We start from the raw sequence: 19,284 nt of genomic DNA, 5'->3' as shown, positions 1-19,284 counted from the left end.
AAAAAGAAAAAACTTAATTAAGGCAGTATGGCTACACTAAAGCCAAATTACCCTTACTTTCTAACCAAGCCTTACGATCGGGCGCGCGCTTTTTAGACAGTAACATATCCATTAGTTCAAGCATGCCTTGGGCATCTTCACTAGTGAGCCTAACCAGCCTTCGAGTGTTAGGGTCCATAGTAGTTTCGCGCAACTGCAGCGGGTTCATTTCACCCAATCCTTTGAAGCGCTGAACGTTTACTTTACCGCGCTTTTTTTCGGCTTCTATACGATCTAATATGCCTTGCTTTTCACTTTCATCAAGGGCGTAATACACATCTTTACCCACGTCTATGCGAAACAAGGGCGGCATCGCCACATATACATGCCCCGTGTCGACTAACTTTCTAAAATGTTTGACGAATAACGCACACAGCAGTGTGGCAATGTGCAAGCCGTCTGAATCAGCGTCGGCCAGTATGCATATTTTGCCATAGCGAAGGCCACTTAAATCTTCAGAGTCGGGATCTATGCCCAAGGCTACCGATATATCGTGTATCTCTTGCGACGCCAGCACTTGCGACGAGTCAACCTCCCAACTATTCAGTATTTTACCGCGCAGCGGCATAATCGCCTGAAACTCTCTATCGCGGGCTTGTTTGGCTGAACCACCGGCTGAATCACCTTCCACTAAAAATAGTTCAGAGCGGTCGTTGTCTTGCGTTGAACAGTCGGTGAGTTTACCCGGCAGTGCAGGACCTGATGTGATTTTTTTGCGCGCGACTTTTTTACTTTGACGCAGTCTTCGCTGTGCGTTATTTATGCACATTTCAGCGAGTAAATCTGCTACGTCAGTATGCTGGTTTAACCATAGGCTGAAGGCGTCTTTAACAATCCCTGACACAAAAGCAGAGGCTTGTCGTGACGACAAACGCTCTTTGGTTTGGCCAGCAAACTGCGGATCTTGCATTTTGGTTGACAATATATAGCAGCAGCGGTCCCATATGTCGTCGGCAGTAATTTTAACACCTCGTGGCAGCAAGTTTCTAAACTCACAAAACTCGCGCATGGCGTCTAATAAACCTTGGCGTAAACCGTTTACATGGGTGCCGCCTTGCGCGGTTGGTATTAAGTTAACGTAGCTTTCAGTGACCATGTCACCGCCCTCTGGCAGCCACATTATAGCCCACTGAGCAGCCTCACCATTACCTGAATAACTGCCTACAAAAGGCACGTCACCCGGCACCGTAATATACTCTTTTAAGCCTTGTAATAAATAATCTTGAAGACCGTCTTCATAATGCCATTCGTAAGACTCTTTACCAATTTTGTCTTCAAACTTTATGCGTAAACCGGGACACAGCACCGCTTTTGCACGCAATATATGCAGTAGCTTACCGACGGAGAATTTGGACGTATCGAAATAGATGGGATTGGGCCAGAAGTGGACGCGGGTTCCGGTGTTGCGCTTTCCGCAGGTGTCAATAACGGCAAGTTCCTCTTTTTTGTCACCGTTTTCAAAGGCTATTTGGTGCACCTGCCCGCCTCGACGAATGGTAACTTCAACGCGTGTTGACAGCGCATTTACCACTGAAATACCCACGCCGTGTAAACCGCCGGCAAACTCATAGTGTTTATTTGAAAACTTACCTCCCGCGTGCAGTTTAGTCATAATAAGTTCAACGCCGCTCATGCCCTCTTCAGCGTGAATGTCTACGGGCATGCCACGGCCATCATCAACCACTTCTAATGACTGATCTTCGTGCAGAATAACCTTTATGTTGGAGGCATGACCGCCAAGCGCTTCATCAACGCTGTTATCAATAACCTCTTGGCTCAGGTGGTTAGGCCGAGTGGTATCGGTATACATGCCGGGGCGGCGCTTCACTGGGTCAAGGCCGTTTAAAACCTCAATAGCATCTGAATTATATTGTTGTGACATGATTTGCACTCGTGTGGGGCTTGGTCAAATAAACACCTGTATATAAATCCAATAGTAACAAGCGAATAGGGATTGAGCAACCACGCTGTCTCGCTCTTTTTTTACGCAAATAAAAACTTAAAAACACTTGGCAGGTGGACTTCATAGCCAACAAAACTGTGATTCCCGCCTTGTTCAATAACCAGATCACTAGCCGCATACTTTTTTGCTGCTAATGTATAGTCAAGCGTTTCGTCATGGGTTTGCAATAACACTTTATAGCGTGCAGGCGCGGCTAATTCATTTACATACAACTGCTTTAATTTAACAATATGCTGAGGCACAATAGCAAATGCTTTATTAGTATAGGGATTTACATGTTGCCCTAAGTAATTGCCTAGCAGCTTGAAAGGTTCAACAGCTGGATTAACTAATACCGCTTTTGGGCTATTACCAAGTGCATACTTTTCAACGCAGTACGTCGCCAAAAACCCACCCATCGAACTACCAATGAAACCGGTATGACTTAACGCCAGTGTGGCTAGCAAGTTATCTATAAGCTCTATGGCTTTATTTATGTCACCGGGTAATTCCGGCACATGTACATTAAGATTTGGAAAATGTTTGTTAGCAAAAGAAATGGTCTGCTGCGCTTTTAGCGAATGCGGGCTCGACAAAAATCCGTGTAAATAAACTAAGTGGTGCATATATGGCTTTGTTTGACTAATTGACGCCATAAACTAAAACTAATTGGCAGTAGACGCAAGCCTTTGAGACAGACAAAAATGTAACCATTCTGCTAAAAACACATTCACCATATGTTTCTCATTGCGCTGGTGCATATTTAGATTTGGGTATTCGTACACCGGTTTTAAGCGCGACGTTCGCTGGGCTTCAAGAACCTCGGCTACTTTTGCATCGTGATATAGGCGAACTACCATTTTAGGCTGCAAGAATGCAGGCGTGCTATTGCTTAGTTGGGCCATTTTTAAGGTGCTTGTATAACGGCTCGAATCGACGATTTGTATGCGATATTTAGTATCACGACCAACTTCAAACTCATAGTGCAAGTCACGCGTGTCGCAGTCGGGCAACAATTTTAGCATGCACGAATAATTATGCTCACAGGTTGCGAGAATAGTCGGCAGATGAGGTACATATTTTTTGCGTAAAATGTGTGAATTACCTTTTTATGTTAGTGTAATGAACGCTGGCAAAATGCATTAAGTTTCAGTTGCTGCTAGGGTATTTACCTTCTTCACTCTGTCGCTAGCCACTGCTGGCGAACTTTCTGTTTATTCAGCATAAGCCACTGAATGGCGATAATAGCGGTGCTATTGTCTATTTTACCTTCTTGCAACCACGCTACCGCTTGTTCAAAAGGCACTGTGAGAACCTTTATATCTTCAGATTCGCTGTCTAATCCATGAATGCCCTTTGCGGTGCTGGCGTCTACATAGCCTAAATAGACATGGATTCGTTCAGTGCAGGCGCCGGGTGAGGCTAAATAAGAGCTTACTTTTATAAGCTGACTTACGAGTATGCCCGCTTCTTCTTGGGCTTCACGAATGCATACCTCTTGCGGTTGTTCGCCATGTTCAATAATGCCGGCAACCACCTCAATTAACCAAGGCCGGTCACTCGTTTCCATTGCCGGAAATCTGAATTGTTCAAGTAGTACGAGCTCGTCACGAATTGGATCGTAAGGTAATACCGCAGCGGCATGACGTCTTTCGAACACTTCACGCACGACTATTTTACTTTGTGATCCATCAAATAACTTATGCTTCAGATGGTAACGATTTAGCTCAAAAAAACCCTTATACAGTGATTCTTTTTTGATAAGCGTTACATCGGCTTTTGTGAACTTAGGGTAGGCTGTCGTCATGAGAAGGGGTCCAAATAATCTAATTCCTGTAAGCAAGTAGTTTACCCATCCACTGCAAATAAGCTAGTCACCCGTTACAAATATGCTTAGGTGAAGTGAGCACGCAAATATACACTTACTGCTGATGCGCCATAAAAACAGTCGCTTGAAACCCCATAGTTTATTCCAGACCCTATTTAATAACAGATGTTTAATCTGCAAATACATTACATTCTGTTACACTTAACCATCACTTGATATAAGCATTTTATACGCATTCAAGCGTGGGTGACTTACACTACACGCAATATTCGCGTTAACCCCTACAATACCGCAGAGCACCCATCAATGAAAAAAACGTTCATTTCCCTAGTTATCGGACTCACTCTTTCAAGCTCAGCCTTTGCTGATGACTTAGCCACTGTTTATGAGCTGGCGCAAGCTAATGATCCTATTGTAAATAGGGCCAAAGCACAAAAAGATGCTGCTTACGAGGGTATTGACATTAGTCGCGCTAATTTGCTACCACAAATAACAGGCAGTATTAGCTATTCAGATGGGACCCGAGAAACCGAAATTAATCAACCTGTTTTTGACGCCAACAACAATCCCGTAGTCGATGAGAATGGGGGAAGAGTCGTTATTAATGCCATTGCAGAAGTTGAGACTACTGGAATCAACTATGGTATTGACCTAAATATGTCTTTATATGACCACGCAAATTGGTTAGGTATGGACCGCGCAGAACTTATCGCTCAGCAAAGTGACGCGGTGTTAGGGGCAACCTTGCAATCCTTAATGTTGCGTACCGTTAATGCCTACCTTGCTGTACTGCGTGAACAAGACAACGTTGAGTTTGTAAAAGCCGAACTAGAAGCCATTGAAAGACAGTTAGAGCAGACCAAACAACGATTCGAAGTAGGCTTAACCGCCATAACCGACGTGCACGAGGCGCAAGCCAACTTTGACAATACAGTTGCACGCCAAATACGCGCTGAGAACTTGCTTGAGGAGCGCCTCGAGCAATTAAGAGAGATTACCGGTAAATACCATGACCAAATTGCCGTGCTTGATACGCAAATATTTACTGCTGTGCAGCCCGACCCTAGCACTGCTAGCGCCTGGTTAGACCTGGCAAAAGAGTCAAACCTGAATTTATTGGCACAGCGCTTTCTAAAAGACGTGGCCAAAGAAGAAATTGCCTTAGCCAAAAGTGGTCACTATCCTACCTTAAGATTCGGCGCTTCGTTTGATGTGAACGACTCTGAAACCGTTTTTAATGGCGGCCAAGCTAGTCAACCCGGCGCATTGAACCGCAGCTCAATCGGCCTTACCTTGAACATTCCTATCTACCAAGGCGGAAGAGTGTCAGCAAGCACTCGGCAAGCCCGCGCCAATTATGTCATAGCAAGTGAAAACTTAGAGCTTACGTATCGCCAAATGGTCCGCCAAGTGCGCAGCTCATTCAATGATGTTAACGCCTCAATAGCGACTATTCGCGCGCTCGAACAGTCGGTCGTTTCAGCCAACAGTGCATTACAAGCAACCGAAGCGGGTTTTGATGTAGGTACACGAACCATTGTTGATGTCCTTAACAGCACGCGAAACCTGTTTGATGCCCGCCGTAACTTAGCCGATGCTCGTTATAACTTTATTGCCGCTATTGTTAGCTTAAAGGAAGCGTCAGGTACTTTAACGCAGCAAGACTTGATGGATATTAACAGGGTATTAAAGCCAGCGCCTGCTGCTCAATCTTAGGCTATAGCACATAAAGAGACCCTCTTAGCGAGTGTCTCTTTGTTTATTCTGATTCGCTTAGTGTTTGCTTCTTAGTAATGTCTTGTGTTACCCGTAAACATTTTTTAGTTAATACTTATTCGCAACATTCGCTCTAGCAAATCAAAATAGGTAGACATAAAAATGCCTGAAGGCCCTGAAATTAGAATTGCCGCCGACAAAATAGCTAAAATTATAGAAAATCAAGTTATTGAAGACATAGACGTAGGTCTGCCGCGACTAAGCGCAGCTGCACTTAGTCTTAAAGGTAATGTAGTCACGAAGGTTGAAACACGCGGCAAAGCGATGCTGATTCACTTTGCAAATGGGCTCACGATATATTCTCATAACCAGTTGTATGGCGTGTGGCGCACCTGTAAACGAGGTAATCTGCCACAGACTAAGCGCTCGCTGCGCTTAGCTTTGCACACAAGCACACATAGCGCGCTGTTATATAGCGCCTCAGACATTGCAGTGTATGAACGAGCCGATTTGATAAACCATCCATTTTTACAAAAAATTGGCCCCGACATCCTGCAAAAAGATATAGACTGGCAGACGATCGCCCTGCGGCTAAAAGCCAAGCGATTTTGTAAGCGAAGACTGTCTATTTTGTATCTGGACCAGGCCTTTATTGCCGGTATTGGCAACTACTTGCGCACCGAGATTTTATTTGCGGCCGGTGTTCATCCAGACTTAAAGCCTAAAGAGCTCAGCCAAGAGCAAATTGAAACATTGTCAAAGCAAACCCTTATTATTTCCAAACGTGCATATAGCACCAAAGGCTATACACTCCCTGACGAGCTAAGAAAGCAGCTTAAAGAGACAAAAGGAAGCTACGAAAGCGTGCGCTTTATGGCGTTTAACCGCGAAGGGCTGCCCTGCCGTGAATGCGTGTCTAATATTGTGAAAGGGCTAAGAAATGGCCGGCGTATATACTGGTGTGAAATTTGCCAGGCTGTGCTGAATTAGCCATAGCGAATTAGCTACTGCAATAAGTGAAACGCCGATATTCTTTCTATGGCATCTTATCAGGCTTACCCTTAGTCAACTGTTCAACCTGCTGACTTAACAGTTCAATCTGTTTCTGCAGATCTAGCATGCTCGGCTGACCTTCATTTCGCTCTTTGGTGTGCTCCTCATCCATGACCCCTACCACTATCCCAATCACCATATTTAAAAATGCGAAGGCAGTGAAAAATATAAATGTCATGTAGAATATCCAGCTAAAACGATATACTTCCATCGTTTCATACTGAATATCGGTCCAGTCTTCAAAGGTCATTACCCTAAATAAAGTGAGCATTGAAATAGCAATATCGCCCCACAGTACCTGGTTGATGTCACTAAACCAGTAGCTACCAACAGCCGCATATATATAGAATATTATAAACATCAGTAGCACCACGTAGCCCAAACGTGGCAGCGCTTTAAGCAAGGAGTTTATAAGGATCCGCAGTTCAGGGATAATCGAAATCATTCTTAGCACTCTGAAAATTCGAATTAATCTGGCAAGTAATGCCATCTCAGATTCATCAACAGGAATTAAACTGATGACAACGACCAAGGTGTCGAAAATATTCCAACCCGATTTAAAGAAATTCTTTTTTTCTTCTTCACCAATAAATCTGACCAGTATTTCACATAAAAAGAAAATGGTGATGAACACATCTAGGTACTCAAGGATAAAAATTGCCGCGTCTGATAAATCGTAAGTTTTAGCCCCTATTTCTAAGGCCGAAATAATGATCACCGCCACTACTACAAGTTCAAATATTTTGTTACTACGCAGTTTTAAAAATGCAGTTTGTATGGTTTTTATCAAGTGCTTTACTCTTAGTCTCGTTTTAACATAGCCATGAAGAGACTATGTTAACTGTGTTATTAATCTGTTTACACTAAAAAGGCTCACGTTTAGTCAACTTAACGTTAACACGTGAGCCCTGTTCAGAAAGTTGTTGCTAGTTTAAATATTTGTTCTTTAATTCAGCAATTGCCATATTAGCGCCCATTTTCTGCAACGCAACCATAAGAAGTGGTACCCCTTCATGTTCAGGATACCCTAACTCTTTTGCACGACTCAGCTCTTTTTCGGCTGATTCGAAATCATTTAGTTCTAGGTACCGTTTACCTCGTTCAAATCGCGCAAGATTTGAACGCGAGACTTGCAGTACTGCATTTTCAAGGGCAACAACCGCGGCCTGGTTGTTTGTGGCTGTCGCAAACTCGGCGGCTTCTTGAATATTTTCTTGTGATGTTTTCTTTTAGCAAGCAGCTATGAAAAAACAATACAAACCAGGGCAACTAACTTACATAAACGTAATGACAATCGGAAAGTATGTGTGTTTGAGCAAAGATTTTGCATACTTATTTGTGCCTTATTATCCCTGATAACCATTAAAAATTAAAAAAAATCGTAATTACTTGTACTGTAACTAATTGTGGGACATTTAACCACAATTTTGCGAATTAGTTTGATGGTATCTGCTATCACTTTCGAGTATACTACATGGTCAATTAAGGGCGCTCGTGTATTCACTGCTTTGCCTTTTTGTTCTTTCATTATTCAGGATATACCATGACCGACAGTGTCGACATCACATTTAAAGATTTAAACTTGCCGAGTGCCCTTCTGCAAGCGGTTGAAAAGGTAGGCTACGAGAAGCCTTCACCCATTCAGGCAAAAAGCATTCCACTGCTTCTAGAAGGCCACGATTTACTAGGTCAAGCACAAACAGGAACGGGCAAAACAGCTGCGTTTGCCCTACCTATGTTAGCTAACATCGACCCTGACGAAGCTTACACACAACTATTAGTATTAGCTCCCACACGCGAACTTGCGATTCAGGTGGCAGAGGCCTTTCAGGTGTATGCAAGCTTTTCTAAGAAAATCCGCGTATTGCCAGTATACGGTGGCTCATCATACGATAACCAAATTCGTCAATTAAAGCGCGGCGTTCAGGTAGTGGTAGGCACACCAGGTCGTATTATTGACCATATAAAACGTAAAACGCTTAAACTCGATAAACTGCGCTTTTTAGTGCTTGATGAAGCCGACGAAATGTTGCGCATGGGTTTTATCGACGACGTCGAACTAATCCTAAGCCATGCACCAGCGACACGTCAAACGGCTTTGTTTTCTGCGACAATGCCCGACCAGATAAAAAAGATTTCGCAAAAATATCTTAATAATCCAAAGCACGTTAAAATTGAGTCGAAAGTGTCTACTGCAAGCACCATTCGCCAGCGCTACGTGCAAGTAGCAGGTCATCATAAGCTTGAAACCCTCACCCGAATTCTAGAAATAGAAGAGTTTGAAGGCGTTATTGTTTTTGTGCGCACAAAAACAGCTACGCTTGAACTTGCTGAAAAACTATCTGCCCGCGGTTACGACGTTGAAGCTCTTAACGGTGATATCGCACAAGCCGCGCGCGAACGCACCGTTGAAAGACTCAAGCAAGGTAAAATAGATATTTTAGTGGCAACCGACGTTGCCGCCCGTGGCCTTGATGTTGAACGTGTAAGCCATGTTATTAACTACGATGTGCCTCATGACACAGAGTCTTATGTACATAGAGTTGGCCGTACCGGTCGTGCTGGCCGCAAAGGTGATGCAATACTATTCATCTCTCACCGCGAAAAGCGTATGCTATTCGCAATAGAGCGAGCCACTAAGCAAGAAATTACCATGATGGAAATTCCGTCTATTGGTGAGCTTAATGAATCTCGTTTAGGTCGCTTTAAGAAAAGTGTGATAGACGCATTAGCCCATGAATCAATTGAGTCATATATGCCCGTCATTGAAGCTATTATCAGAGAATCTGAAGCTTCACCGGAAATGGTTATGGCGGCGCTAGCAAAAGTAGCTCAAGGCAATGAACCTTTGTTACTCAGCGAACAAGACCGACCTGACGTGCATGCTAAACCCTCATTTAAAGATCGTCCTGAAAGAAGTGACAGAGGCGGGCGCAACGAACGCAGTCGCAGCCCAAGTCGAAGTGGTCGCGACGGCCCCAGTGAAGGCGGGCGTGAACGCAAACCATCGCGTCCACGCTCAAATCCTGAAGCAGGCATGAAACGCTTTAGAATTGAAGTTGGCTATACACACGGCGCAAAACCCGGCAACATAGTGGGTGCGATTGCTAACGAAGGCGATATGAGCAGTAAAAATATCGGCGCGATTGACATACACGACAGCTTCACACTCGTAGATTTGCCAGACAGTATGCCTGAAAAAACAAAAGAAACGCTTATGAAAACACGCGTTGCAGGACAACGTCTTAACATGCGTGAGTGGAGTGAAGAAGCCCCTAATAAGCGACCTAAAAATTAGCTAGTTAGCCAAACTACGCTTATATTGTGAGTCTAGTAATTTAGTATATCAAAAAGGAATAAAAATCTGATTTTTATTCCTTTTTTTGTTTCTGGTTTATGGCACACTTCTTAGCTATTAAAAGAGGCCATATGAAATATTTTCCGATATTTGTTGATGCACAACACATCCACTGCCTAGTGGTAGGCGCAGGAGAAGTGGCTGCGCGTAAATGCGAGCTGCTGTTAAAAACACCGGCCAAAATAACCATTGTGGCGCCTTGGGTAAGCAACACCGTTGAAAAGTTAGCACATTCAGCAAATGTAACGCTTATAAGGCGTGAATATGAGAAAAGCGATTTGGACAACAAACAAATGGTTTTTGTGGCTACTGACAGTGAATCAACTAACCAGCAAATACATGATCAAGCTCATGCCTTACACATATTGGTAAACGTAGTAGACAATACGCCGCTGTGTAAATTTATTACGCCTTCAATTGTTGACCGCTCACCTATTATAATCGCCATGTCTAGCGGTGGTGTAGCGCCGGTATTATTGCGCTATTTACGACAAAAACTCGAATCGGTGATACCACATAACATCAAACGACTAGGCACATTTTCAGAAAAATTCAGAAATACGGTTAAAACCTCACTGAGTAGCGTAACCGACAGACGCTATTTTTGGGAAGACGTGCTTGACGGTGATATTGGCGAAAACGTGCTGCAAGGCAATAAACAGCAGGCTGAACAGCAACTCAATAGCGCGCTCGAAAAATATGTCGGCGGTGACAAACCTGCAGGCCAAGTGTACCTAGTTGGCGCCGGGCCCGGCGATCCTGATTTACTCACTTTTAGAGCGCTGCGCTTAATGCAAAAAGCCGATGTGGTAGTTTACGACCGGCTAGTGTCACCAGAAATTTTAGAGTTAGTGCGCCGCGATGCTGAGAAGATTTATGTGGGCAAAGAGCAAAGTAATCACACTATACCTCAGCAAGAAATAAACCAGTTGCTTGCCAATTTAGCCAAAAAAGGCAACAGGGTGGTACGTCTAAAAGGTGGCGACCCGTTCGTGTTCGGCCGTGGCGGTGAAGAAATAGAAACCTTAATTGAGCAAGGCATTGAGTTTCAAGTGGTTCCGGGTATTACCGCTGCCACGGGTGCTGCAAGCTACGCGGGGATCCCTCTGACGCATAGAGAGCATGCGCAATCGGTTACTTTTACTACCGGGCACCTGCGCAATAACACCATTAATTTGGACTGGGCCTGCATGGTAAAACCCAACCATACTTTAGTGTTTTATATGGGGCTTACCGCCTTGCCTATTATTTGTGAAAAGTTAATAGAATATGGCATGCCTGCTAGCACCCCAATTGGCTTAATTCAAAGCGCCACACGTGTCGACCAAAAAGTAGTAACGGGCACACTTATCGACATTATGAGCAATAAGGATACGGCGAGCCTTCAGCCGCCTACCCTCATTATTGTTGGCGGCGTGGTAAGTTTACATAAAAAGTTAAACTGGTTTGGTGACAAAAGCTTCGACGAAAGCAGCACTCAAAGCACCCACGCCTAAGCCCTGTCATTAAAAACATACTCGTAGGTAAAAAGGCACTCATAAATGGGTAAACAAATATGCAACCGTTGCCGTTAAGCTAACATAAAGTCTTAATGTCGCTTATTAAAACGGGTGTAAATAGTATTAGATAAAGAGATAGCGCGCATAATGTAATGAGAAGGCTTGCCAAAGCTAGGCTATACAATTATGGTAATTAACAGATTAAGACCATAACAAGACCACTTTATCCATGATTAAACGACAAACCCATAATTTGCTAGCGATATTATTTGGCTTAAGTTGTAGCTTTGCTAGCACTTCTTTATATGCATTTAGCATTAATCCAAAATTAAGCAATGAGACTCAATTCACAAAAGAATCACTTGAAAAAGATCCACTAAAGCAATGGAATGTTTTAGCACCGCCCATGGACTTGAAAAAAGTTAACATCAGCACAGATGAAACCACATGGTCAAGCTTAGACATTTCACCCGATGGCAAACACATGGTATTTGACATGCTAGGCGATATTTTCATTGTGGATGCGAAAGGCGGTAAGGCTATTGCGCTTACCCAAGACTTTGCGTGGAATATTCAACCCTCCATTAGCCCAGACGGTACTAAAATAGCGTTCATATCAGATAGAGACGGTTTGTCAAACGCATGGATAATGGATATAAACGGCGCGAACTTAACGCAAGTCACCAAAGAAAAAATCAATCTTATTCACGCGCCCAAGTGGAGCCCCGATTCACAGTACATAGTGGTCACAAAAGGCATTGTTTCATCGCGTTCAATCCCAGCGGGTGAAATATGGCTATTTCATCATACCGGTGGCACGGGCATAGCCATAAAAGAGCGCGAAAACGGCCGAGTAGAACAACAAAATATCGCCGACCCTGCTTTTTCCCCAAACGGCCAATACATTTATTATACCCAAAATATAAGCCCTGGCTCTCAATTCGCATATAACCGCGACCCATTAACGTCTATCTTTGCAATAGTGCGCTACAATCGTGAAACAGGTACCGAAGAACGCTATATTTCAGGTACCGGCGGCGCAGTTGTGCCCACACCGTCGCCCGATGGTAAGCACGTCGCATTTATAAGACGCGTAAAAAACAAAACCGTTTTATTCCTCAAAGACATTGAAACAGGCCTAGAGGAACCGCTATTTTTTGATTTAGAACGCGACATGCAAGAAGGCTTTGGCTCTGAAGGCTACTTTGCCTATTTTGATTGGACACCAAATTCAGAAAATATCGTGTTTTGGACAGGCGGCAAATTCCATTCTATTAATGTGCAAAGCCAAGACCTCACCACCTTAAATGTAGAAGTGGAGACCACCATAAGCTATGCAGAATCACTTCGCTTTGAAGTAGATGTTGCCCCCGACAATTTTGACGTGAAAGCGGTGCGCTGGGCGCAGAAATCACCCGATGGGGAGTCAATTTTATTTCAAGCCTTGGGCAAACTGTATCTACACGATATTAAATCGGGCAAGGCTGAGCGCTTAACTAAGCAAGACGCTAAGCAAGACGATCATGACGAATATTATCCGCGCTACTCACACGACGGCAGGCGCATTGTGTACACCACTTGGAACGATGAAACATTAGGCGCAATCAGAGTCGTTTCAGCCCGCGGTGGCAAGGGTAAAGTCGTTAGCACGAGTCCCGGCCATTACATAGAGCCTAGCTTTTCCACCGACGGCAAAATGATAGCCTATCGCAAAATTACCGGCGGCTTTTTGCTCAATCCTAAATATTCAAATGATCCTGGTTTATACGTGCTCAACATTGACGAAAAAACCACGAAGCGCGTGTCTAGAAGCGGCTTTGAACCTCACTTTAGCGGCGACAACACCCGTGTTTACTTTACTGAAAGCGTGTTTGATGCCTACCGAGAAACCCGATTTTCAAGCGTTAATTTGAACGGAAAAGACAAACAGGTACATTTAAACGGCGACGACAAAGTGAGCGAGTATCGCTTATCCCCTAGCGGTGAATGGGTAGCGTTTGTGCATCAGTTTAAAACCTATGTTGCACCTTTTCAAACTAACGGTAAGACCTTTAATATTGCACCTGATATGAGTGCGTTACCGGTTAAGCAACTCTCGGCTCATGCGGGTAATTATATGACATGGCGAGACGATAATTCTACTGTAGGGTGGTCACATGCAGCCACATACTATGAACGCAGTCTTAACGAAGCCTTTGATTTTGTTGCTGGCGCAAATCTACAAAGCATGCCTAAGCCGGTCGATAAGGGCTTAAATGTAAGTTTTAGCCAAGCCAGTGATAAGCCAAATACTGTTACCGCTATAGTAGGCGGCAAGCTTGTAACCATGCGCGATGTTAACAATCAACAAGAAGTGATTGAGGACTCAGTAGTATTAATTGAAGGGAATCGCATAAGCGCGGTAGGTAAGCAAGGCGATGTAAGTATTCCCCAAGGTGCCTTGCTAATTGACGCCACCGGTAAGACAGTTATTCCAGGCTTAGTCGACGCTCACGCACATGGCTCACAGGGCACTGCGCAAATAATACCTCAACAAAACTGGGGACAGTATTCTAGCGTGTCTTTTGGTGTAACCACTATTCATGATCCCTCAAACGACACCCGCGAAATAATGGCCGCGGCAGAATTACAGCGCGCTGGGCTGCGCGTTGCACCGCGCATATATTCAACCGGCACCATTTTATATGGCGCTGAAGCCTTAGGTTTTAAAGCTGTTATCAATGACTATGAAGATGCTTACTTCCACGTAGAACGTTTACGTGATATGGGTACAATTTCAGTCAAAAGCTATAATCAGCCACGCCGCGACCAACGCCAGCAGCTACTAGTAGCGGCTGACAAACTGGGCATGATGGTAATGCCAGAAGGCGGTGGTAAATTGCAGCAAAACATGAGCATGATGGTAGACGGCCACACCGGACTTGAACACAATATACCCATTGCACGAGGCTATAACGATTTAACCCAGCTGTGGAAAGCCACGCAGTTCAGCTACACGCCTACGTTTGTAGTGTCTTTTGGCGGCCTAATGGGGGAAGAATACTTTTATGACAAAACTGAGGTGTGGAAAAATGAACGCTTATTACGCTACACTCCCGCATTCTTAATTGACCGACGTGCAATAAGACGTCCCACCGCGCCTGAAAATCAGTATAACCACATAGAAGTAGCCAAATACGCTAAAGTCCTGCGTGATGAGGGCGTACGCGTCATGATTGGCGCCCACGGACAGCGCGAGGGCTTAGGCGCCCATTGGGAAATGTGGATTATGGCACAAGGCGGATTCACACCCTTTGAAGCCCTACGTGGCGCCACTATAGACGGCGCTACCCATTTAGGCATGGATAAAGACATTGGCAGTATTGAAGTGGGTAAGCTAGCCGATATGGTAATTATAGACGGTGACGTGCTAAGCGATATCCGAAGGAGTGAATACGTTAGCCACACAATCCTTAACGGACGAGTGTTTGAAAGTGCCACAATGAATCAAGTGGGCAGCAAAAAACAACGAAAAGAGTTCTTCTTTGAAAATAACAATACCTTGTTTATGCCCGAGCAAACTTCTACGATGATGGAAGAAAAGTCTCAGCACTTCCACTGGGTACATTAGCATTAGGTCCACTAGCGGTGGGTACGTCATTGAATGTAGTAACACTGTTTTAGCAAGAACGTTTATAAGCTTAACCATACTAGAAGCTGGCGCTGTCTTTTTCGCCAGCTTTTTTATGCGTCTGCTTTGTATCCGTCTTTTGCCTCCGCTGGGTTTATATTAGGCGGTTTTGTATGTAGCTGTTTTGTATGTAGCTGATTATCACTAAAACCTATCGACTAATGTCATTAAACCAGCACAACCTGCCTCAATGTTCAGCCATAAAATGAAGACTATCTACTTCACAGAACAAAATTAACATACATTTGTCCCATATCTGACAGCCATCACGCACCTTATCTCCTAGGCTACAAATTAATCAATGACGGCGATAGCTTGTACACCCTTCGCCGAATAGCTTATGAAAAGGATTTTGATGAAGCAACCTACTTCTGCTGAAACGAGCAAACATGAAGACCTAGATAACAGCAAAAATCCCGGTCCCCATCAGCGTCAAAACAAAAAGCCAGCACCTTCTATGTTTAGGCAAGACGCTATAGATGCAAGCTTTTTACAGCAATACGGTGATGTATGTATGCTGCCTAAGCTTAGTCAAGTGATGCTGTCTATATGCAGCCTTACCCTGCTGATAGCCATTGTTATATACCTTAGCACGCAGTCCTTTTTTGAAACCATTAATGTCACTGGCTGGATAAATACTAAAACACCCAATATTGAAGTACGTAGCCAAGAATCGGCTGGCATTGTAAAGCAAGTATTGGTCAGCAACGGCTCGTTAGTTGAGGCCGGCGAAACTATTGCCATAATTGCCCGCTCAATGGGACAAGCACTTGGCGATGTCGGCGTTGAAGCTAAGCGCACACTAATTTTACAAGAACAAAGTAATCGCTTGGCTATTTTACAGCAAAATAGCGCATCTGCGATGCTTTCACTGCAAGGGCTTGTTTTACGCTATGCCCAAACGGGCGAACAACTGGCCAAAATAGAACACCATCAGCATAAACATCAAATTCAGCTAGATACTGCTAAACAAAGATGGCAGATGGTAAAAAATTTAGTGGCTCAAGGCTTGATTTCTTTAACGCAGTTAGAGCAAAGCGAAATACAAATGCTGTCGCTGCATCAACAAGACTTTGAGCTGTTTATGCGCGCTCAAACGATCCAAACAAACCACTATGATTTACGCGAACAGCAGCTCACTAATAAGCAGCAGCAAACACAAATTGATCACGAAATAAATTTACTCAATATTCAAACCCAGCAGCAATTAGATGCACTGCTAAGCGATACCCAAATTACCGTCACCGCGCCCAGTAGCGGGCTTGTTGACAACTTGCAAATTGCTGTGGGGAAAAGTGTTTCTTTTGACCAAGTAATCACGCAAATTGCGCCTGTATACCCAAACTACTTTGTACAGCTTGCTATTGCTTCGCATCAGGTCGCTTTTTTACAGCTTGACCAGCAGGTGCAGATCAAAGTAGATGGCTTTTCTTATCAAAAATTTGGCAGTTTAAGCGGTACTGTTTCGCACATATCTGAGCAGGTTATTGCGCCTCAAGACATAGACGGAGTAACGATTAATACCAACCAAGCGCTATATTTAGTCAATGTCGAGCTTGACTATACACCGCCATTATCTAGCATTGACAGCATATCGCTGCGCTCAGGCATGAGCATAAGTGCCTCGATTAATAAACAAGAAAGCACTATTTTGACTTGGCTACTGAAACCCTTATCTGACATTGCTCGCCCTGAATTTACGGCTAAGAACGTAGTCATATGAACGCCAGTGCCAGTGATAGCGGCAATACTAGCGCGCAGTGGTTTTCTAAACTACGCTTTACGTGGCCAAGAAGCGTCTCTCTCGTCATGCAAAGTGAAGCAAGTGAGTGCGGCATTGCCTGCTTAAGCATGGTTAGCTCCTATTTTGGCAAGCATATACTGCTTAGAGAGTTACGCGCCATCATGCCCGCTAGTCAGCAAGGCTTAAGCATGCACCAGCTAATTAACTATGCACAAACCTTAGGTATGTCCTGCAGGGCATTAAAACTAGATCTAAAGGAACTAAGTCAACTGCAGCGACCGGCTATTTTACACTGGGATTTTTCGCATTTTGTGGTGCTCACAAAAGTTAGCAGGCGCTATGTTTACATTAGCGATCCAGCCATTGGAGAACGTAAGCTCAGCTGGTCACAAATTAGTAAGAGCTTCACCGGCGTTGCCTTGGAGCTAAGGCCAGACCATAAATTTGCGCCTAATGCAAAACCTAACACCTTGTCTTTGTGGGACTTTGCTAAGCCCATACAGGGCATAAAAAAGCAGCTTGGCTTTTTGTTTGGGCTGTCATTACTGATTCAAGTGTTCGCCTTAGCAGCGCCGTTTTATATGCAAACCGTGGTAGATAAAGTATTAACGACTTCGTCACAGTCTCTGCTTTTGGTGCTAGCCTTGGGTTTTGCATTATTGCTAGTCATAGAAAGTGCGACTACTTGGCTGCGCGAAGTCGTCTTGCTACGCTTTTCCAACGCGTTTAACTTACATATCTCAAGCAGTGTATTGGCACATTTATTAAGCTTGCCTTTGGCCTATTTTCAAGGCCGTCATATGGGCGATATTGTCAGCCGATTTGGCTCACTTCAGCCAGTGCGCGATACCTTAACCCAAGGTTTAGTAACAGCATTAATTGACGGACTGCTGAGCATTGCCACTTTAGTCGTGATGTTCATGTACTCACCCACGTTGGCCTTTATCGTTATCGCAGTCGTCGTGCTATACAGCCTTGGCCGCTGGGCCTTATTTCATCCCATTAAACAACTCAATCAACAAATTTTGCAAAGCGATGCGCAGCAGCAAAGTTTTTTTATGCAGTCTATAAGAGCAGCTCGTACTATAAAACTAGCTAACACAAGCGCCCCCACCCACGCAAAATGGCTTAACTTTTTTATTAGCAACATTAATCAGCGCATTAAATTGGGGCAGTGGAATATCGGCTTTTCTATTGGCAATAAGGTGCTTTTTGGCATTGAAAATATTGTCGTGGTTTACGTAGCAGCAACACAGGTGATGGCAAACGAATTTACAATAGGCATGCTTTTTGCGTTTATGAGCTATAAATCGCGTTTTGTGGGTTCATCTATTAGCCTAATTGAAATGTGGATAGACTATAAAATATTGAGCGTGCATTTAAACCGTATTGAAGACATTGTGCATCAAGCTCCCGAGATCCCTAATGATCATCTAAGCGCAATCTCAGCGCATGCACAAGCACAGTTAAGTAAACTACGTGCTGCGAAACAAAGTGGCGCAACTATAAATGTTAGCAATATTGGCTTTCGCTATCACAGCAACCAGCCTTGGCTGTTTGAACATTTATCTATTCATATCAATTCTGGCGACTTTATTGCGATTGTGGGCGCAAGTGGCTGTGGTAAAACCTCACTGTTGAACTGTTTACTGGGCTTAATGGCCACCGACAAAGGCCATATTTCTTTCAATGGTGCAGCATTTTCTCCAAAAAGCAGAACGCATCAGAGTATTGCCGCCGTCATGCAAGACGATCAGTTACTTAGCGGCAGTGTAATAGAAAATATTTCACAATTTGCTGAAAAAGTCGACATTGGCCGCGTAGTCGAAGTAGCCAAACTTGCTTGTATAGACAGCGATATTATGGCCATGACTATGCAGTATCAAACCTTAATTGGCGACATGGGCGACAGCTTAAGCGGCGGTCAAAAACAACGTATCTTATTAGCAAGAGCGCTGTATCAACAGCCCGATTTACTGGTGCTAGATGAGGCAACTAGCCACCTAGATCTTGTAACAGAGGCGCAAATATGTGCCCACCTAAAGACCCTACACACCACTATTGTAATGGTGGCGCATAGACCACACACTATCGCCACCGCCAATAAAGTGTTCGCGTTATCGAATAATGGTTTAGCCGAAATTAACTATGCCATCGATAATTTACCCCTCATCAATAACCCAACGTCAACCTAAACTACACGTAAAAGGAAGAGTACTATGCTCAGTAATATAGAAGTATTGTCAATTAGAGAGAAGCAAATTGCATTAAAGATTGTGGATGGTTTGCCCAATAAGTTAATTGCCTGTGACCTATTCATAAGCGAGCGCACAGTGAAGTTTCATTGCGCCAATATTTACCGCAAACTCGACATTCGAAATCGCCATGCACTTGTGGCTAGGTACTACCGTGAACTGCTAAGTAAAAGCGCTTAA

13 protein-coding genes are annotated in these 19,284 nt (G+C 44.0%); 8 read left to right on the top strand and 5 right to left on the bottom strand.

Annotated features, from left to right (window positions below):
* Positions 1–31 precede the first annotated feature (31 nt).
* From parE to nudF, 4 genes are all read right to left on the bottom strand, one after another.
* Positions 32–1,921 carry a DNA topoisomerase IV subunit B gene (gene parE, locus BAE46_RS04640; protein WP_006007133.1) on the bottom strand — a complete coding sequence of 630 codons (1,890 nt, stop codon included), beginning with the start codon at positions 1,919–1,921 and terminating at the stop codon, positions 32–34.
* Between the two features lie 101 nt (positions 1,922–2,022).
* Positions 2,023–2,607, bottom strand: coding sequence for a YqiA/YcfP family alpha/beta fold hydrolase (locus tag BAE46_RS04635; RefSeq protein WP_040521100.1), 585 nt, complete (start codon positions 2,605–2,607; stop codon positions 2,023–2,025).
* A 39-nt stretch (positions 2,608–2,646) separates the two neighbouring features.
* Positions 2,647–3,006 carry a DUF1249 domain-containing protein gene (locus BAE46_RS04630; RefSeq protein ID WP_006007137.1) on the bottom strand — a complete coding sequence of 120 codons (360 nt, stop codon included), beginning with the start codon at positions 3,004–3,006 and terminating at the stop codon, positions 2,647–2,649.
* Positions 3,007–3,158: 152 nt separating this feature from the next.
* A complete protein-coding gene (nudF, locus tag BAE46_RS04625) occupies positions 3,159–3,788 on the bottom strand; it encodes an ADP-ribose diphosphatase (protein WP_070111875.1) in 630 nt (209 codons plus the stop codon).
* A 327-nt stretch (positions 3,789–4,115) separates the two neighbouring features.
* Between nudF and tolC the strand changes: the two genes are divergently transcribed.
* Complete coding sequence (tolC, locus tag BAE46_RS04620) at positions 4,116–5,525, top strand: outer membrane channel protein TolC (protein WP_040521077.1); 1,410 nt, start codon at positions 4,116–4,118, stop codon at positions 5,523–5,525.
* Between the two features lie 162 nt (positions 5,526–5,687).
* Positions 5,688–6,515 (top strand): endonuclease VIII, encoded by an 828-nt coding sequence (gene nei, locus BAE46_RS04615; protein WP_070111874.1) that lies wholly within the window; start codon positions 5,688–5,690, stop codon positions 6,513–6,515.
* Positions 6,516–6,561: 46 nt separating this feature from the next.
* Here nei and BAE46_RS04610 read toward each other — a convergent pair whose 3' ends face one another.
* Positions 6,562–7,368, bottom strand: a complete 807-nt coding sequence (locus BAE46_RS04610; RefSeq protein ID WP_006007145.1) for an ion transporter — start codon at positions 7,366–7,368, stop codon at positions 6,562–6,564.
* A gap of 753 nt (positions 7,369–8,121) precedes the next feature.
* Here BAE46_RS04610 and BAE46_RS04605 point away from each other — a divergent pair.
* The 6 genes from BAE46_RS04605 to BAE46_RS04580 all read left to right on the top strand — a co-directional run bounded on the left by BAE46_RS04605 (position 8,122) and on the right by BAE46_RS04580 (position 19,284).
* On the top strand, positions 8,122–9,876 hold the full coding sequence (locus BAE46_RS04605; protein ID WP_070111873.1) for a DEAD/DEAH box helicase: 1,755 nt from the start codon (positions 8,122–8,124) through the stop codon (positions 9,874–9,876).
* A 131-nt stretch (positions 9,877–10,007) separates the two neighbouring features.
* Positions 10,008–11,432: a siroheme synthase CysG gene (gene cysG, locus BAE46_RS04600; protein ID WP_070111872.1), complete on the top strand. Its 1,425-nt coding sequence runs from the start codon at positions 10,008–10,010 to the stop codon at positions 11,430–11,432.
* A 232-nt stretch (positions 11,433–11,664) separates the two neighbouring features.
* The gene (locus BAE46_RS04595; RefSeq protein WP_006007156.1) at positions 11,665–15,045 is read left to right on the top strand and encodes an amidohydrolase family protein; all 3,381 of its coding nucleotides are present in this window, start codon (positions 11,665–11,667) and stop codon (positions 15,043–15,045) included.
* A 415-nt stretch (positions 15,046–15,460) separates the two neighbouring features.
* A complete protein-coding gene (locus tag BAE46_RS04590) occupies positions 15,461–16,828 on the top strand; it encodes an HlyD family secretion protein (protein ID WP_070111871.1) in 1,368 nt (455 codons plus the stop codon).
* Positions 16,825–19,044, top strand: coding sequence for a peptidase domain-containing ABC transporter (locus BAE46_RS04585; RefSeq protein ID WP_070111870.1), 2,220 nt, complete (start codon positions 16,825–16,827; stop codon positions 19,042–19,044). The genes BAE46_RS04590 and BAE46_RS04585 overlap by 4 nt, the downstream gene beginning before the upstream one ends.
* A gap of 24 nt (positions 19,045–19,068) precedes the next feature.
* Entirely contained in the window at positions 19,069–19,284 is a 216-nt protein-coding gene (locus tag BAE46_RS04580; RefSeq protein ID WP_006007163.1) for a response regulator transcription factor, read from the top strand.

The sequence above is a fragment of the Glaciecola punicea genome (assembly GCF_001756615.1).
Taxonomy (GTDB): Bacteria; Pseudomonadota; Gammaproteobacteria; order Enterobacterales; family Alteromonadaceae; genus Glaciecola; species Glaciecola punicea.
Note: the sequence above shows the minus strand (reverse complement) of the source record. Positions and strands in the feature narration are given on the sequence as shown.

What these genes read in the sequence shown, in the direction of transcription:
- BAE46_RS04630 (WP_006007137.1), bottom strand. Translation starts at nt 3,006, where the DNA reads ATGCTAAAATTGTTGCCCGACTGCGACACGCGTGACTTGCACTATGAG.
- BAE46_RS04590 (WP_070111871.1), top strand. Translation starts at nt 15,461, where the DNA reads ATGAAGCAACCTACTTCTGCTGAAACGAGCAAACATGAAGACCTAGAT.
- nei (WP_070111874.1), top strand. Translation starts at nt 5,688, where the DNA reads ATGCCTGAAGGCCCTGAAATTAGAATTGCCGCCGACAAAATAGCTAAA.
- BAE46_RS04635 (WP_040521100.1), bottom strand. Translation starts at nt 2,607, where the DNA reads ATGCACCACTTAGTTTATTTACACGGATTTTTGTCGAGCCCGCATTCG.
- nudF (WP_070111875.1), bottom strand. Translation starts at nt 3,788, where the DNA reads ATGACGACAGCCTACCCTAAGTTCACAAAAGCCGATGTAACGCTTATC.
- cysG (WP_070111872.1), top strand. Translation starts at nt 10,008, where the DNA reads ATGAAATATTTTCCGATATTTGTTGATGCACAACACATCCACTGCCTA.
- BAE46_RS04605 (WP_070111873.1), top strand. Translation starts at nt 8,122, where the DNA reads ATGACCGACAGTGTCGACATCACATTTAAAGATTTAAACTTGCCGAGT.
- BAE46_RS04595 (WP_006007156.1), top strand. Translation starts at nt 11,665, where the DNA reads ATGATTAAACGACAAACCCATAATTTGCTAGCGATATTATTTGGCTTA.
- BAE46_RS04585 (WP_070111870.1), top strand. Translation starts at nt 16,825, where the DNA reads ATGAACGCCAGTGCCAGTGATAGCGGCAATACTAGCGCGCAGTGGTTT.
- BAE46_RS04580 (WP_006007163.1), top strand. Translation starts at nt 19,069, where the DNA reads ATGCTCAGTAATATAGAAGTATTGTCAATTAGAGAGAAGCAAATTGCA.
- tolC (WP_040521077.1), top strand. Translation starts at nt 4,116, where the DNA reads ATGAAAAAAACGTTCATTTCCCTAGTTATCGGACTCACTCTTTCAAGC.
- parE (WP_006007133.1), bottom strand. Translation starts at nt 1,921, where the DNA reads ATGTCACAACAATATAATTCAGATGCTATTGAGGTTTTAAACGGCCTT.